This window comes from Shigella sp. SIG6, from assembly GCF_053555815.1.
The window spans coordinates 1-15,042 of the sequence record NZ_JBQZXC010000091.1; the positions used below are offsets into that span (position 1 = coordinate 1).

The window sequence follows — 15,042 nt, forward strand, 5'->3', positions numbered from 1 at the left end:
GTAACAATGAATGGTGATAATTCTTTTGGATGGAACCATGAAGCTACATTAGATAATATTCACGCCCAGAAATACAATAAAGCTTACGCGGGTGCGAGGTTAACCGCAGAACTGAAATATTTATTGCAAGATGTCGAATCCTTCGAACCCAACAGTAAATACACAATACACGAGGTTGTTTTGGGACCTGGTTATAGTACTCCAGACTATACCGGCCAAACGATAGGATACGTTGTAACCCTTCCTGCCCAAATGCCTAATTGCTGGTCATCTGAACTACCAACAATCGATCTTTATATCGACCAACTTCGCACTGTTACAGGCGTTTCTAATGCCCTCGGATTCATCATTGCTGCATTGCTAAACGCGTATTCTGATTTACCCCATGATTTGAAAATTGGTCTACGTTCCTTATCAAATTCAGCCGCAATCTACTCGGGTTTAGGTTTCGAGCGAGTGCCGCAGGACCGAGACATAAGGAGTGATCGTATGCATCTAACGCCAGCAAACCATCCTGACTTATGGACACAAGAGAATGGTGAATGGATCTACTTGCGAAATTAATGCCTGACGAAAAATAGAAAGCAAAACGCCGACCAATGGTCGGCGTTTTTACGTCTCGTTGAATAACGAATTATTCAGCTACTACGTTTACGATCACTTTCGCGAATACTTCGCTGTGAACCTGGAAGCTCACTTCGTGTTCGCCAGTGGTACGCAGAACGCCGTTCGGCAGACGAACTTCGCTCTTAGCCACTTCAACGCCAGCTGCAGTTACAGCGTCAGCGATGTCGCGAGTACCGATGGAACCGAACAGTTTACCTTCGTCGCCAGCTTTAGACGCGATGGTAACAGTTTCCAGTGCATTGATTTTCTCAGCGCGAGCATTAGCAGCTGCCAGAACTTCAGCCAGTTTAGCTTCCAGTTCAGCGCGACGTGCTTCGAAGAATTCAATGTTTTTCTTGGTAGCTGGAACAGCTTTACCCTGCGGTACCAGGAAGTTACGAGCATAGCCCGCTTTAACGTTTACCTGATCACCCAGGCTACCCAGGTTTGCTACTTTATCAAGCAGAATAACTTGCATTACCTTATCCTCTCAAAGTCGTATTAATGGACCGTGACCGATTACTGATGGCGATCAGTGTACGGCAGCAGGGACAGGTAGCGAGCGCGTTTGATAGCGCGAGCCAGCTGACGCTGGTATTTTGCACGGGTACCGGTGATACGGCTTGGGACAATCTTACCGCTTTCGGTGATGTAGTTTTTCAGCGTAGCGATATCTTTATAGTCGATCTCTTGAACGCCTTCCGCGGTGAAACGGCAGAACTTGCGACGACGGAAATAACGTGCCATATGGCTAGTCTCCAGAATCTATCAATTCAATCTGCTCGGCATGCAAAACCATTTTGCTCAGTCCGTTCTTTGCCTTGTGGCATGAAATGAACCCCTGAACGGTTATTCGACTGCCGACCGTTATACTGTGAGTAATGGCCTGGTTTTCGTGTCCGCTAACAATAACGGGCATTTGACACCATGTCTGCCGGTGAAAGCCGGCTTCCTCCTGCACAGAACGATGCTCAAGCACGAACTGGCAGTGAGGAATTCCTGATGGACTGACCTTTCGAAGGGGAGTCCTGCACACGGTGCCGGACAACACCAGACGGTTGGTCATCAGAAATTACTCTTCAGAATCCCCAGCTTCAGCATCATCAGCGGTTTCGTTTGCGAAATCATCGCGACGCTCACGGCGCTCGTCTTTCGCTTTAACCATCGGAGATGCTTCGGTAACAGCGTGCTTGGTACGCATAACCATGCTGCGGATAACGGCATCGTTGAAGCGGAAGGTAGTTTCCAGCTCATCGATCACTTCCTGCGGAGCTTCAACGTTCATCAGAACGTAGTGTGCTTTGTGCAGTTTGTTGATCGGGTAAGCCAGCTGACGGCGGCCCCAGTCTTCCAGACGGTGGATCTTGCCTTCTGCACCAGTGATGGCAGCAGTGTAGCGCTCGATCATGCCCGGAACCTGTTCGCTCTGGTCAGGATGGACCATAAAAACGATTTCGTAATGACGCATCGAATTGCTCCTTACGGATTATTCAGCCTCCTGTCTGGGTCAGCCGAATCCCGGGGAGGCAAGGAACGTGTTAAAGGTCGGCTGAAAAATGACGCGTTATAGTACTGACATACCCCGCTAAACTCAAGGGCGGAGCAGAAATAAATCTCCCCTTTCGCAAATAACCTCTAAACCGCTGATTTGAAGTTCATCACATTCCGTCACAGTGTTTTTTTGAACAACTGCATCAGAAATGGTCACCATCAACTTCTTTATCATTGATTAAAATTAAATCAGAAGATCATCACAGAGGAGAGCACACAAAGTCAGCCGTCGAGGAGGTATCTATGTTCAGTCGAGTTTTAGCCCTTCTGGCTGTGCTTTTGCTAAGTGCAAATACATGGGCAGCCATTGAAATTAATAACCACCAGGCCAGAAATATGGACGATGTGCAAAGCTTAGGCGTGATTTATATCAATCATAATTTCGCCACTGAAAGCGAAGCACGTCAGGCATTAAATGAAGAAACAGATGCGCAAGGCGCAACGTACTACCACGTAATTCTGATGCGGGAACCGGGGAGTAACGGCAATATGCACGCCAGCGCGGATATTTATCGCTAGCACCAGGTATAACCAACGAAACATTGCCATAGTTTGCTTTGCCCCCTTCGCAGGGGGCTTTTTTTGAAAAACGGCTGTGGAATTAGACCAGTTATCTCCCGAGGAAGGAAATTTCCGCAGCGCGCGTTTTACTTCTGCCCGTAATAAGCGTTAGGACCGTGCTTACGCATGAAGTGTTTATTCATCAGGTAGCTGTCGATATGATTGAGTTGTGGATTAATACTGCGCGCAATCCACGCCATTTTCGCCACTTCTTCCATCACTACCGCGTTATGCACCGCGTCGTGGGCATCTTTCCCCCAGGCGAACGGTCCGTGCTGATACACCACAATTCCCGGCGTATGCAGCGGCTCGGCGTTGCCCAGCGTTTCGATAATCACTTTGCCAGTGTTCAGTTCATACTCACCCTGCACCTCTTCTTCGCTTAATCCACGCGTACACGGGATATCACCAAAGAAGTAGTCAGCGTGCGTGGTGCCTAACGCCGGGATCGCCAGCCCCGCCTGCGCCCATGCGGTGGCATGAGTGGAGTGGGTATGGACAATGCCGCCAAGCGACGGGTAACGACGGTAGAGTTCGAGATGCGTCGCAGTGTCGGAAGATGGGCGATACTCCCCTTCCACCACCTTGCCGCTCATATCGACCACCACCATATCGTCTGCTTTCATGGTTTCGTAGGCAACGCCGCTGGGCTTGATCACCACCAGCCCGCGTTCGCGGTCGATAGCGCTGACGTTGCCCCAGGTAAAGGTCACCAGCCCATAGCGCGGCAGATCCATGTTGGCTTCAAACACCTGCTGTTTTAGCTTTTGCATTATGCCGCCTCCACCATGCCTGCTTTGGCCATGCGCGCTTTCACCCAATCACGCGCTTTCACCACTTCTGCCGCCGGGTCTTCCGCCGTTTCGCTCCACATCTCAATCAGGTACGGCCCGCAATAGCCACTCTGTTTGAGCGTTTCGAAGCAACGTTCGAAATCCACCACTCCTTCGCCAAATGGCACGTTTTTGAAGACGCCCGGTTTGGTGTCTTTCACATGCACCGCGACGATATGCCCGATTCCGGCCTGCAACTCCATCTGCACATCGTTGTCCCACGCCGACAGGTTGCCGATATCCGGGTAGAGCTGGAACCACGGGTTGTTGAGATAGTGCGCGTAACCCAGCGCCTTGCTGATGGAGTTCATCAACGGATAATCCATGAAGCGTCACCTGCGCGCGGCTCGCCATCTCAACGCTCTCTTTCAGGCCGTCACGGAAACGACGACGCGTTTCGTTATTGGCTTCCTGATAGTAAACGTCATAGCCCGCCAGCTGGATCACGCGAATGCCAACGTCCTGGGCGAACTGGATGGCTTTACGCATAATCTCCAGCCCCTGCGCCCGCACCGCGTCATCTTCGCTGCCCAACGGGAAACGACGATGGGCAGAAAGGCACATGGACGGCACACGCACGCCGGTTTCAACAATCGCATTCACCAGCGCCAGACGCTGCTCGCGGCTCCAGTCGAGGCGCGACAGGCGCTCGTCAGTTTCATCTACCGACATCTCGACAAAATCGAAGCCCAACGTTTTTGCCAGTCGCAGGCGTTCCAGCCAGCACTCCCCGGCGGGGAGCGCTTTTTCATAGATGCCAAGCGGGATTTGTTTGGACAACATATCCGCTCCTTAGCCCCACAGTTCGGCGATGGAACGTTTGAACTGACGCGCGGCTTCAACCGGAGAAGCGGCATCACGGATGCTGCGACCGGCGATAAACACATGAATTGGAATGCCTTTGAACAGCGGCAGATCTTCCAGCGCCAGGCCACCGGTGACGGTGACTTTGAAGCCCATATCGGAAAGACGTTTGATCGCAGTGATATCGGCTTCACCCCACGCCACGCCAGCGGCCTGCGCGTCACGGCTGCGGTGATAAACCACCTGCTGAATACCTGCGTCGCGCCACTGTTGCGCCTGTTCCCAGGTCCAGTAACCGGTCAGTTCGATCTGCACGTCGCCGTTAAACTCTTTTGCTACGTCCAGCGCACCTTTGGCGGTGTTGATATCCGCACAACAAATCACGGTCACCCAGTCAGCGTTGGCTTCGAAGCACATACGAGAAAGAATTTTGCCCGCATCGGCAATTTTGGCGTCTGCCAGCACGATTTTGTGCGGGTAGAGCGCTTTCAGATCGCGAACCGCACGCACGCCTTCGCCCACGCACAGAATGGTACCCACTTCGATAATGTCGACTTCTTCGGCAATCAGGCGAGTGGTTTCGTAGGCGCTATCCATAGTCTGGTTGTCCAGCGCGACTTGCAACATCGGTAATGACATCTTCAATTCCTTCTTAAGCTGCCGCGTTGGTGCGGTCAATGAGATCCAGTACTTCCTGCTCGGTACGGCAGGCACGTAAACGGTCGAAATTTTCTTCATCTTCAAACAGGTTGACGATCTGCATGATGCCCACTTCTTGGTGCGTGTTGGCATCGACCGCCGCCATGGTGATGAGGATATCCACCGGGTCGTTATCTTCGTGGTTGAACTCCAGCGGCTTTTTCAGCGTCACCAGCGCAAAACCGGTTTTCTTAACGCCCTCTTCCGGGCGACCGTGCGGCATTGCCAGGCCTGGTGCGAGCACAAAGTACGGACCGTGCTGTTCAACCGCATCCAGAATCGCCTGGTAGTAACGCGGCTCGACAACATCCGCCGCCACCAGCAGGTCAACGCCGATTTTTACTGCGTCCTGCCATGTCTCAGCTTCAGCCTGCAGGCGGATGGATTTATTCTCCGCCAGCGAATCATGTAATTTCATGGCGCGTCCTTACTTCACATCCTGCGGGAAATGCGCTTTGATCACTTCCAGCAGTTTCGGGCCAAAGTCGGCAGGAGAGAGCATGTTGCGCACGCCAACCACGTATTTGTTGCCGGTCACGGTGATTTCGCCCGCAATGTGCGTAGAAGCGATGATGATATCCGCGCCGCTCAACTCGCTTTTGTATTCGCCAACCGCGCAGCTATTTACCGTGTGGTCAATGTTTGATTGGGTTAAAAACTGGTCCACTTTCATCTTCATGATCATGGAACTGCCTTGTCCGTTGCCACACACAGCCAGAATACGTACGGTCATAATCAAAACTCCTTATTAAGCAGACTGTTCTGCCAATTGTTTTTCTGCATCTTCTTCTGCGCGCAGTGCGCGGCCAGCGAAGAACATATAAGCCAGTGCAATTACAATGATGACGGCCATAAAGGCGATACCGATGGAGAAGAAGCCCTGCATCATCGGCGGTGCCAGAATCGACCAGTCCGCCATCCCCATCCAGGCACTCATACCGGTAAGTTTCACCGCCCAGACGCAACCAAAGATTTCGATCATCCCCATCACCAGACAAATCTTCAGCGCCGCACGCCAGCCGCCGAAGTGGTTAGCGAACACGCCGATGGTGGCGTTGGAGAAGAACATCGGGATAAAGCCTGGGATAATCAGGATCGAGGAACCGCAGGCGACCAGGATGCCAACCGCAATCAGCTGACCGATGGTGCCCCACATAAAGCCCCAGACCACGGCGTTCGGCGCGAAGCTATAAATAGCCGCACAGTCAATCGCCAGAACCGCACCAGGGATCAGGCGCTGGGAGATACCGTTAAACGCTTCAGAGAGTTCCGCCACAAACATGCGCACACCCTGAGTGATGATGAAGATCGCCACCGCGAAGGAAAAACCGGTTTGCAGGATATAGACCGTCCAGTGCACTTTGCCTGCCATCGCCTGCACGGTGTCGATACCGAAGGAGAGCAGAATGGCACCAAAGAAGATGGTCATGACAATCGCCGTGGAGACGATGTTGTCGTGGAAAATATTCAGCCAGCCTGGCAGTTTGAGGTTTTCAACGCTTTCCTCTTTTTTGCCGAGGAACGGCGCAACTTTATAGGCAATTAATGATGCAAACTGTTGCTGGTGACCGATGGAGAAACCGCAGCCGCCCGTCACTTCCTGAGTCGGCTTGTACATCATGTTGGAGGTAATGCCCCAGTAGAGCGAAACCAGAATCGCCGTGCAGATAATGGTTGTCCACATGGAGTAGCCGAAAATAAACAACGTAACGGCAATCAGCCCCGCCTGCTGGAACATGATATGACCAGTCAGCATGATGGTACGAATACCGGTAATGCGACGCAGCAGCACGTAACAGATGTTCAGCGCCAGCGCTAACAACACCGCGTAACCTACCCAGCTATAGGCATCGCCCATGCGGTCGATGGTTGCCATCATCGACGCGTAAGTATCGGAAATTGCGCCGTTAATGCCGTAGACTTCGGACATTTTCGCCACCACCGGTTTGAAGGTGCTGGTGAGGATGCCGGACCCTGCCTGCAACAACATGAAACCAATTATGGTTTTAATCGTGCCTTTAATAATAACGCTGACACTTTTGCGCAGTAGGATGTAGCCCAGACAGGTCACAATACCCAGCAACAACGGGGCATTGGTCATGACCTGGTTAAAAAACACGGTAAAGATGTTGTAGAGGATCTCCATAACGATCTCCTGAAGAAGAGGTAACCGGGTATTCCGCACACCCGGAATGTTGTGCACTCACTCTAATTTTCAAAAGTAATCACAACAAGATTATTTATGATTAAATGTGACGCGACCCGCAAATAATTCCACACGGATAGAGTGGGATTCACACAACGAAACAATTATTTATTTAAATTCATTTAGTTAATTTAACTACACATTCCATTAAATCTTTCCACACTCAAAATCAACAACAACTTCCCTGGCAAAAAGTCAAAAAATGGTCATTGCCTTCCTGAAAAAATAGTGCCATGATTAATCAAAACCAATCACATATTGATTCGAATTGAATTATCATGAAGGTAAATGGCGATGAGTAAAGTGAAAAGTATCACCCGAGAATCCTGGATCCTGAGCACTTTCCCGGAGTGGGGTAGCTGGCTGAATGAAGAAATTGAACAAGAGCAGGTCGCCCCTGGCACATTTGCGATGTGGTGGCTAGGCTGCACCGGGATCTGGTTGAAATCAGAAGGTGGCACCAACGTTTGCGTTGATTTCTGGTGCGGCACTGGCAAACAAAGTCACGGTAACCCGTTAATGAAACAGGGTCACCAGATGCAGCGCATGGCTGGCGTGAAAAAACTGCAGCCAAACCTACGCACCACCCCGTTTGTTCTTGATCCGTTTGCGATTCGCCAGATCGACGCGGTACTGGCGACTCACGATCACAACGATCATATCGACGTTAACGTCGCTGCTGCCGTGATGCAGAACTGTGCTGATGACGTACCATTCATTGGACCGAAAACCTGCGTTGATTTGTGGATTGGCTGGGGCGTACCGAAAGAGCGTTGCATCGTGGTCAAACCGGGCGATGTTGTAAAAGTGAAAGACATTGAAATTCATGCGCTTGACGCTTTCGACCGTACTGCACTGATCACCCTGCCTGCCGATCAAAAAGCGGCTGGCGTACTGCCAGATGGCATGGACGATCGCGCAGTAAACTACCTGTTCAAAACCCCTGGCGGTTCCCTATATCACAGTGGCGATTCCCACTACTCTAACTATTATGCGAAGCACGGTAACGAACATCAGATCGATGTGGCGTTAGGATCGTATGGTGAGAACCCGCGCGGTATTACCGACAAAATGACCAGCGCCGATATGCTGCGTATGGGTGAAGCCCTGAATGCGAAAGTGGTTATCCCGTTCCACCACGACATCTGGTCAAACTTCCAGGCCGATCCGCAAGAGATCCGCGTGCTGTGGGAGATGAAAAAAGATCGTCTGAAGTATGGCTTCAAGCCGTTTATCTGGCAGGTTGGCGGCAAATTTACCTGGCCGCTGGATAAAGACAACTTCGAGTACCACTATCCGCGCGGTTTCGATGATTGCTTCACTATTGAACCGGATCTGCCGTTCAAGTCATTCCTGTAATCTGTCGTTTATACCGGATAGCGTGGAGAAGTTCGCGCTATCCGGCGTAGTATTTCCTGGCTATTTCAAATATCATCTAAAAAAATCAAATTTTATCGGAATAGCTCATGACTGAAGCACAAAGACATCAAATCCTCCTGGAAATGCTCGCACAATTGGGCTTTGTGACCGTTGAGAAAGTCGTTGAGCGTCTGGGAATTTCGCCTGCCACTGCGCGACGCGATATCAATAAACTTGGCGAAAGCGGCAAACTGAAAAAGGTGCGCAATGGCGCAGAAGCTATTACCCAACAGCGCCCGCGCTGGACGCCGATGAATCTGCATCAGGCGCAGAATCACGATGAAAAAGTACGTATTGCTAAAGCGGCCTCGCAGCTGGTTAATCCGGGCGAAAGCGTAGTCATCAACTGCGGCTCCACCGCGTTTCTGCTTGGGCGGGAAATGTGTGGCAAGCCAGTGCAAATCATCACTAATTATCTACCGCTGGCAAATTACCTGATCGATCAAGAACATGACAGCGTGATCATTATGGGTGGACAGTACAACAAAAGTCAGTCCATCACTTTAAGCCCGCAGGGCAGCGAAAACAGTCTCTATGCCGGGCACTGGATGTTTACCAGCGGAAAAGGGCTGACCGCAGAAGGGTTGTATAAAACCGATATGCTGACAGCAATGGCAGAGCAGAAGATGCTGAGCGTGGTAGGGAAACTGGTGGTACTGGTTGATAGCAGTAAGATTGGCGAACGCGCGGGAATGCTTTTTAGCCGTGCCGATCAAATCGATATGCTGATCACCGGCAAAAATGCTAACCCGGAAATCCTGCAACAACTGGAAGCGCAAGGGGTCAGCATTCTGCGTGTTTAAAGATGCTGGCGGAAAAATGTCACGGCAGCATCTAACGCCTCAGGCGTAATGCGGTGACGCACGCCTGGCTGCCATGAACAGGTTAGCAGTTTATCCCGTCCCGTCTCGCTTAAGGCCTGCTGCAAACGTAGTGATTCGTCGGCAGGCACAACGTCATCGTCGAGGCCATGCCACAGCAGTAGAGGTCTGTCCCCAAGTTGTTCCAGGTGGTTTGTCGCTTCCCACTCTGCCAGCGGCGCGACAATTTTATTGAATTCATTCTGCTGTGCTGCCGTTTCAGGTATCAGCGGTGGAAACAGTGAACGGGCGAGCGATGTAAAATAGCCCGATCCCATCATGCTGGCGGTACATTTCACCGTGGGGTGGCGAGCGGTAATTCCCAGTGCCGTCATCGCGCCCATCGACGCGCCACCGACTGCCAGACGGTCATCAAGCAGCCAGTTTTCTTCGGCTATTGCCGCACGTAAAGTAGTGAATTCCTGCATACTTTGTAGCAAGATTTGCCAGAATTGATTTAACCGCCGCGCTTCGTCGCCACTAAAACGGCTACCGTGATCGGGCGCATCCGGCATGATCACCCGCAAACCAGCCTGCGCCAGCGCAACGGCAAAATAGCTATACACCAGGCTGGATGAAGTAAAGCCGTGATAAAAAATTACGCACGGTAACGGGGTATCTTTTTGCCCGACAGGATAAGCATGAAGAACGGGAATATCTGCCAGCTCGCGTGATTCTATTTCAATCATCTGTCTCTCCTTTTTGTCTGGTATGACATGAAGAAATCCTTAGCACAAGTTTCTGCTGGCGGTATTAGTTCATAATGTTGAGATGTGGGTTACGCTTTCGTCACGTTTTCATTCGAAAATCGCGTACCAGGTAACAATTCGGGAACATTCCCCCAAAGTTAAATTAATAAGGCACTACACTATGGTTAGCAGGAAACGTAATAGCGTTATTTACCGGTTTGCCAGTTTATTATTGGTGTTGATGTTAAGTGCCTGTAGCGCACTGCAAGGTACGCCACAGCCAGCACCGCCAGTAACGGACCATCCGCAAGAGATTCGCCGCGACCAGACGCAAGGGTTACAGCGAATAGGTAGCGTAAGCACGATGGTTCGGGGTTCTCCGGATGACGCATTAGCAGAAATCAGAGCAAAAGCTGTCGCTGCAAAAGCTGATTATTACGTTGTCGTCATGGTGGACGAAACCATCGTGACAGGACAGTGGTATTCACAAGCCATTTTGTACCGTAAATAAATCAGACAACTTACATAGTCAGCTTTACATTGCTTTGCGTCCCTATGCGTTTACCTGTGCACAATAAATTACCGGCTGGAAGCTTGGGCGTTTATTACCGCGATGGAATGCCCTGCAACATGTGGGGAAACGAAAAATGGAGCTGACGATGAAACAATTACTTGCCTCACCCTCGCTGCAATTAGTGACTTATCCTGCGAGCGCCACGGCACAGTCTGCAGAATTCGCCAGTGCTGACTGCGTGACGGGCCTGAATGAAATAGGTCAGATCTCAGTTAGCAATATTTCAGGGGATCCGCAGGACGTGGAACGTATCGTGGCGTTAAAGGCCGATGAACAAGGTGCGTCATGGTACCGCATTATTACCATGTACGAAGACCAGCAGCCTGATAACTGGCGCGTACAGGCGATACTGTATGCATGAGTGTCATCTACAGCAAATGAACAATGCCGGATGCGGCGCGAGCGCCTTGTCCGGCCTACAATTTTCACATATTTCATTTAGTTAATCGAAACCAGCGTCGCATCAGTCGTATACGCTTACACACACACTCCCCCCGTCGCCCGCAGCAATAAATCATTCTGGATCTGCTCTGACAACCGTACGCCGCCGCGCGTATCTAACATCACCTGACACCACGCCTGCGCCATTGGCGGAGAAGCATATTTCAACATTTGCGCACCGCAGCCCAGCAGGAATAGCTGATGAGTAATCTCTCGCCCCAGTTCTTCAGCTGGCTTACGCAGCTGCTGCTGTAAACGACGAACCGCGCGATCAAAATAGCGATCCTGCCCTTTCACTTCCACAAATGCTTCCGACAATAAGTCGTATACGCCCGCTTGCTTATTGAGAACGCGCAACACATCCAGGCACATAATATTGCCGGAACCTTCCCAAATACTGTTTACCGGCATCTCCCGGTAAAGCCGCGGCAGCTCGCTCTCCTCGCAATAACCAATGCCGCCCAGCACCTCCATCGCTTCGGCCACAAACGGCATACCTCGTTTGCAGATCACAAATTTTGCCGCAGGCGTAAATAAACGCGCCCACAGGGCTTCTTTGGCATCGGCACGCCGATCCCACGCTCGCGCAAGACGAAACAGCAACGCCGTTTGCCCTTCAAGCTGAAGTGCCATGCGACTTAAGACATGACGCATAAGGGGCTGTTGGATCAATGGATTACCAAAAACATGCCGTTGATGTGCATGATAAATCGCCAGCGAAAATGCACGGCGCATCATGGCATGGCTACCCAGGGCGCAATCAAAACGCGTCATCCCCCCCATTTTCAGGATCAGACGAATTCCTTCCCCTTCCTGCCCCAATAACCAGCCAATGGCATCCTGAAACTCCACTTCGCAACTGGCGTTAGAGCGATTACCCAGCTTATCTTTCAGCCGCTCGAGGCGAATCGCGTTGCGTTGCCCGTCAGGCAAAAAGCGCGGCACAAAAAAGCAGGACAGACCGCCCGCGGTCTGCGCCAGCACCAGATGCGCATCGCTTTGCGGCACCGAGAAAAACCATTTATGCCCCACCAGCCGATAAGAGCCATCTTCCAAACGCTCTGCACGGGTGGTGTTGCTCATGACATCGGAACCGCCCTGCTTTTCCGTCATTCCCATGCCAATCAACAAACCGCGTTTTTGCCCACCTGGCAATAAGTGAGAATCGTAGCGATCGCTCAGCAGCGGCGTGGTCCAGTCCTGAAACGGCGTGGGTAACATCTGTAACAACAATGGCGTGGCGGCAAAGGTCATCGTTATTGGACATAACGACCCAGCCTCAACCTGCGCATGTAACATAAAACGCGCCGCGCGCGCCACAAATGCGCCGGAGCGAGCGTCTTCTTCCCAGGCAAGATTGTGCACCCGATTGGTACATAACGCCTGCATCAGCAGGTGCCATGCGGGATGGAAACGAACATCGTCCAGACGCCGCCCCTGGGCATCGTAGCGCAACAGTTCAGGCGGGTTTACATTCGCCAGCCGCCCCAGTTCAAGGGATTCAGCCGTTCCTAACTGCTGACCAATACTGGCTAGAAAATCGCTATCCCAGCCAGCACCTTCACGCGTTACCGCTTCGCAAAGCGCGCCATCAGACAGGTATAAGTTGCTGTTATTTAACGGTATAGGTTGATTAAAAATGGTGTGAGTTTGCCAGTGCACTGTGTCTCCCTCCATCAATGGCAGTCACCATTAGTATGGTCACTGCCATGGATTCATGACAGAAAGAGATTGCTAAAACATTCTTATCCAGCAATGTAATGCGGAACGAAACGTGAGGTGTCTTTGGTGATCAGTGTGTTATCTTCACGGATCCCCATTCCGCACGCTTCATCATCGACAATCCAGCTACCGATGAGTGTGTAGCTATCGCCAAATCGCGGCAGAGGTTGAAACGCCTGGTAGATCATCGGTTCATCGGCGTAATCACCATCAGCGTGGTCAACGACGTTATTCTGACCGTCGAAAATGGTGACGTTTCCGCCTTCGCGCGAGTAGATCGGTTTACGCACATAGCTTTCGCCAGCGGCAATCTGCGATTTTTCACCCTCAAACCAGGATGCAAGAAGGTTAGGATGACCAGGGAAGAAGCGCCAAAGCAGCGGCATTAGCCCTTTATTACTCAAGATACTTTTCCATAACGGCTCCACCCATTGCTCGCGACGCTTGCGCAGCAGCGGACCGTTATCGTCATGCATCATCCACTCCAGCGGATACAGCTTAAATGCACGCTGGATGACATTATCATCAAGATCGGTCAGTACGCCGCCGACGCCCAAACCGAGATCTTCAATGTAGATAAACCGCGACTCCTGCCCTGCCTGCTGGGCGCAGTCCTGCAAGTACAGCACGGTACTCCTGTCTTCATCGGTGTCCTGACAGCAGCAAAAATAAAACGGTTCCCGACTGTAAAGCTCACTAAAGCGCGAAATCAGGCGTTCCTGAATGGCGTTGTACTGATCGGCATCACGCGGAATAATGCCGCTGCGCCGGGCATCCTCCAGCCACAACCACTGGAAATAAGCCGACTCATACAACGAGGTCGGCGTATCGGCGTTGTACTCCAGCAGCTTCACCGGCGCATTGCCACACCAGGCAAAATCCATCCGGCCATACAGCGAAGGATCGCGTGCGCGCCAGCTTTCGGCGATCACATCCCAGTACAACGGCGGGATCGCCAGTTGCGTCAGGATCTCTTCGTCTTTAACCGCGCGATCCACCACCTCAAGGCACATCTGATGCAGTTCCGCAGTCGGTTTTTCGATCTGCTCTTCAATCTGGCGCAGAGTAAAACGGTAAGCCCGACTCTCGTCCCAATAGATTTCATTGTCGATGATATGAAAGTCGAAACCGTTGTTAGCGGCGATCTGGTCCAGATCCCGCCGCACAGGAACGTTGTGTCTCAGCATGATTAGCCTCCCCAATGCCCACGGGCGCTGGAAGAACGACTATAGCCGCCGCGCGAAACGGTCGACGCTTTTCTGGTGGTAAAGCCGCCTGAAGAGTAAGACTCTTTTTTGCCAGAACCGAAGCGCCAGGAGTAATCACCGGAAGTGTTGCGCCAGACGGGGCGGGAAGCAAATGAGGATCCGCCGCTGTTATAGACGAACGGCTCATCGCGATCTTTACGAATAACCCGGCTTAACAAAAATCCAGAAACGACCGGGATCCAACTCTGTTCAACATTGTCGTAGTAGCAATTTTCGTACTTAGACTGACAGTTCTGCTGAGTCATATTCTTTGGAACATCGGCATAAAATGCCGCTTTGGCGTTGTTCCAGCCACGCGCGCAAATGTCGGCATTATTACCGTCATCAATACAATCCTGCACTGTCGCGTAAAATGTTCCGTCGCCGTCGTTATCGACATCGCTACTATCGCTACAACCTTTCAATACGAAAAAAGCGGCACCGCCCATTAGCGCCAACGTTAAGTATTTTTGTGCGTAGCGATTGCGACGCGGTTCAAAAGGATTATTCGGTCTACCAATGCGACTGATCGCTCCGTGACCAATTTTACTGTTATTTCTTGATTTGCGTTTTCTGGCCATGATCGTCCATTACCATGTCATACAAGCTGCGTTAAAAATACCGCCAGCCAGCGCGGCGGTTCCCATAAACATTCCTGCTGCGGTATTGTGATTAATAATTTTTTCGCTTAATGCGGGCATATAAAGTCTGACACCAGCAAAAACGAGTAACTGAATCACCAGTGCAATCCCGCCCCAGGCGAAATAGTCTGGAATACTCACCGCATTGATTGCCGCACTGGATAATGGGATAACGTAACCTAACAATGT

Annotated in this window: 20 protein-coding genes and 1 pseudogene; 6 read left to right on the top strand and 15 right to left on the bottom strand. The window is 51.3% G+C overall.

Annotation, left to right across the window (positions count from 1 at the left end):
- Positions 1 to 564 (top strand): DUF2686 family protein (locus ACUU1M_RS14225; protein ID WP_449144680.1); only part of this gene is annotated, 564 nt, incomplete at its 5' end.
- A 70-nt stretch (positions 565 to 634) separates the two neighbouring features.
- On the opposite strand, the gene rplI is transcribed toward ACUU1M_RS14225, so the two are convergent.
- The 4 genes from rplI to rpsF are packed head-to-tail and all read right to left on the bottom strand — an operon-like array spanning position 635 to position 2,074.
- Positions 635 to 1,084: a 50S ribosomal protein L9 gene (gene rplI / locus ACUU1M_RS14230; RefSeq protein WP_001196062.1), complete on the bottom strand. Its 450-nt coding sequence runs from the start codon at positions 1,082 to 1,084 to the stop codon at positions 635 to 637.
- A gap of 41 nt (positions 1,085 to 1,125) precedes the next feature.
- Positions 1,126 to 1,353: a 30S ribosomal protein S18 gene (rpsR, locus tag ACUU1M_RS14235; protein WP_000135199.1), complete on the bottom strand. Its 228-nt coding sequence runs from the start codon at positions 1,351 to 1,353 to the stop codon at positions 1,126 to 1,128.
- Between the two features lie 4 nt (positions 1,354 to 1,357).
- Positions 1,358 to 1,672 carry a primosomal replication protein N gene (gene priB / locus ACUU1M_RS14240; protein ID WP_024260023.1) on the bottom strand — a complete coding sequence of 105 codons (315 nt, stop codon included), beginning with the start codon at positions 1,670 to 1,672 and terminating at the stop codon, positions 1,358 to 1,360.
- A 6-nt stretch (positions 1,673 to 1,678) separates the two neighbouring features.
- Positions 1,679 to 2,074, bottom strand: coding sequence for a 30S ribosomal protein S6 (rpsF, locus tag ACUU1M_RS14245; protein WP_001216676.1), 396 nt, complete (start codon positions 2,072 to 2,074; stop codon positions 1,679 to 1,681).
- Between the two features lie 326 nt (positions 2,075 to 2,400).
- Between rpsF and yjfY the strand changes: the two genes are divergently transcribed.
- Positions 2,401 to 2,676 (top strand): DUF1471 family protein YjfY, encoded by a 276-nt coding sequence (yjfY, locus tag ACUU1M_RS14250; protein WP_000492914.1) that lies wholly within the window; start codon positions 2,401 to 2,403, stop codon positions 2,674 to 2,676.
- A gap of 128 nt (positions 2,677 to 2,804) precedes the next feature.
- Here the strand turns inward: yjfY and ulaF are convergent, their stop codons facing one another.
- From ulaF to ulaA, 6 genes and pseudogenes are all read right to left on the bottom strand, one after another.
- A complete protein-coding gene (gene ulaF / locus ACUU1M_RS14255; RefSeq protein WP_001170813.1) occupies positions 2,805 to 3,491 on the bottom strand; it encodes an L-ribulose-5-phosphate 4-epimerase UlaF in 687 nt (228 codons plus the stop codon).
- Positions 3,491 to 4,334 (bottom strand): annotated as a pseudogene (gene ulaE, locus ACUU1M_RS14260) (L-ribulose-5-phosphate 3-epimerase UlaE). The gene ulaF and the pseudogene ulaE overlap by 1 nt, the downstream one beginning before the upstream one ends.
- Before the next feature lie 9 nt (positions 4,335 to 4,343).
- Positions 4,344 to 4,994 (bottom strand): 3-keto-L-gulonate-6-phosphate decarboxylase UlaD, encoded by a 651-nt coding sequence (ulaD, locus tag ACUU1M_RS14265; protein WP_000056760.1) that lies wholly within the window; start codon positions 4,992 to 4,994, stop codon positions 4,344 to 4,346.
- Positions 4,995 to 5,007: 13 nt separating this feature from the next.
- Complete coding sequence (gene ulaC / locus ACUU1M_RS14270) at positions 5,008 to 5,472, bottom strand: PTS ascorbate transporter subunit IIA (RefSeq protein WP_000766068.1); 465 nt, start codon at positions 5,470 to 5,472, stop codon at positions 5,008 to 5,010.
- A 9-nt stretch (positions 5,473 to 5,481) separates the two neighbouring features.
- Positions 5,482 to 5,787 (bottom strand): PTS ascorbate transporter subunit IIB, encoded by a 306-nt coding sequence (ulaB, locus tag ACUU1M_RS14275; protein WP_000218360.1) that lies wholly within the window; start codon positions 5,785 to 5,787, stop codon positions 5,482 to 5,484.
- A gap of 15 nt (positions 5,788 to 5,802) precedes the next feature.
- The gene (gene ulaA, locus ACUU1M_RS14280; RefSeq protein WP_005072311.1) at positions 5,803 to 7,200 is read right to left on the bottom strand and encodes a PTS ascorbate transporter subunit IIC; all 1,398 of its coding nucleotides are present in this window, start codon (positions 7,198 to 7,200) and stop codon (positions 5,803 to 5,805) included.
- Positions 7,201 to 7,554: 354 nt separating this feature from the next.
- On the opposite strand from ulaA, the gene ulaG reads away from it, so the two are divergent.
- Together ulaG and ulaR are read left to right on the top strand one after the other, a co-directional pair.
- Positions 7,555 to 8,619 carry an L-ascorbate 6-phosphate lactonase gene (gene ulaG / locus ACUU1M_RS14285; RefSeq protein WP_001295191.1) on the top strand — a complete coding sequence of 355 codons (1,065 nt, stop codon included), beginning with the start codon at positions 7,555 to 7,557 and terminating at the stop codon, positions 8,617 to 8,619.
- Positions 8,620 to 8,726: 107 nt separating this feature from the next.
- Positions 8,727 to 9,482, top strand: coding sequence for an HTH-type transcriptional regulator UlaR (ulaR, locus tag ACUU1M_RS14290; protein ID WP_000133645.1), 756 nt, complete (start codon positions 8,727 to 8,729; stop codon positions 9,480 to 9,482).
- On the opposite strand, the gene yjfP is transcribed toward ulaR, so the two are convergent.
- Entirely contained in the window at positions 9,479 to 10,228 is a 750-nt protein-coding gene (yjfP, locus tag ACUU1M_RS14295) for an esterase (RefSeq protein ID WP_000569721.1), read from the bottom strand. The genes ulaR and yjfP overlap by 4 nt on opposite strands.
- 181 nt (positions 10,229 to 10,409) lie before the next feature.
- Between yjfP and bsmA the strand changes: the two genes are divergently transcribed.
- Positions 10,410 to 10,739: a biofilm peroxide resistance protein BsmA gene (gene bsmA, locus ACUU1M_RS14300; protein ID WP_000254636.1), complete on the top strand. Its 330-nt coding sequence runs from the start codon at positions 10,410 to 10,412 to the stop codon at positions 10,737 to 10,739.
- Positions 10,740 to 10,887: 148 nt separating this feature from the next.
- Complete coding sequence (gene yjfN, locus ACUU1M_RS14305; protein WP_000811566.1) at positions 10,888 to 11,163, top strand: DUF1471 family protease activator YjfN; 276 nt, start codon at positions 10,888 to 10,890, stop codon at positions 11,161 to 11,163.
- 116 nt (positions 11,164 to 11,279) lie between these two features.
- Here the strand turns inward: yjfN and ACUU1M_RS14310 are convergent, their stop codons facing one another.
- From ACUU1M_RS14310 to ACUU1M_RS14325, 4 genes are all read right to left on the bottom strand, one after another.
- Entirely contained in the window at positions 11,280 to 12,905 is a 1,626-nt protein-coding gene (locus ACUU1M_RS14310; RefSeq protein ID WP_005059779.1) for an isovaleryl-CoA dehydrogenase, read from the bottom strand.
- An 83-nt stretch (positions 12,906 to 12,988) separates the two neighbouring features.
- On the bottom strand, positions 12,989 to 14,152 hold the full coding sequence (locus ACUU1M_RS14315; RefSeq protein WP_152028991.1) for a glutathionylspermidine synthase family protein: 1,164 nt from the start codon (positions 14,150 to 14,152) through the stop codon (positions 12,989 to 12,991).
- A 2-nt stretch (positions 14,153 to 14,154) separates the two neighbouring features.
- Entirely contained in the window at positions 14,155 to 14,793 is a 639-nt protein-coding gene (locus ACUU1M_RS14320) for a DUF1190 domain-containing protein (protein ID WP_000101681.1), read from the bottom strand.
- A 9-nt stretch (positions 14,794 to 14,802) separates the two neighbouring features.
- Positions 14,803 to 15,042: DUF350 domain-containing protein (locus tag ACUU1M_RS14325; protein WP_140039632.1), on the bottom strand; the 240-nt coding region annotated here is incomplete at its 5' end.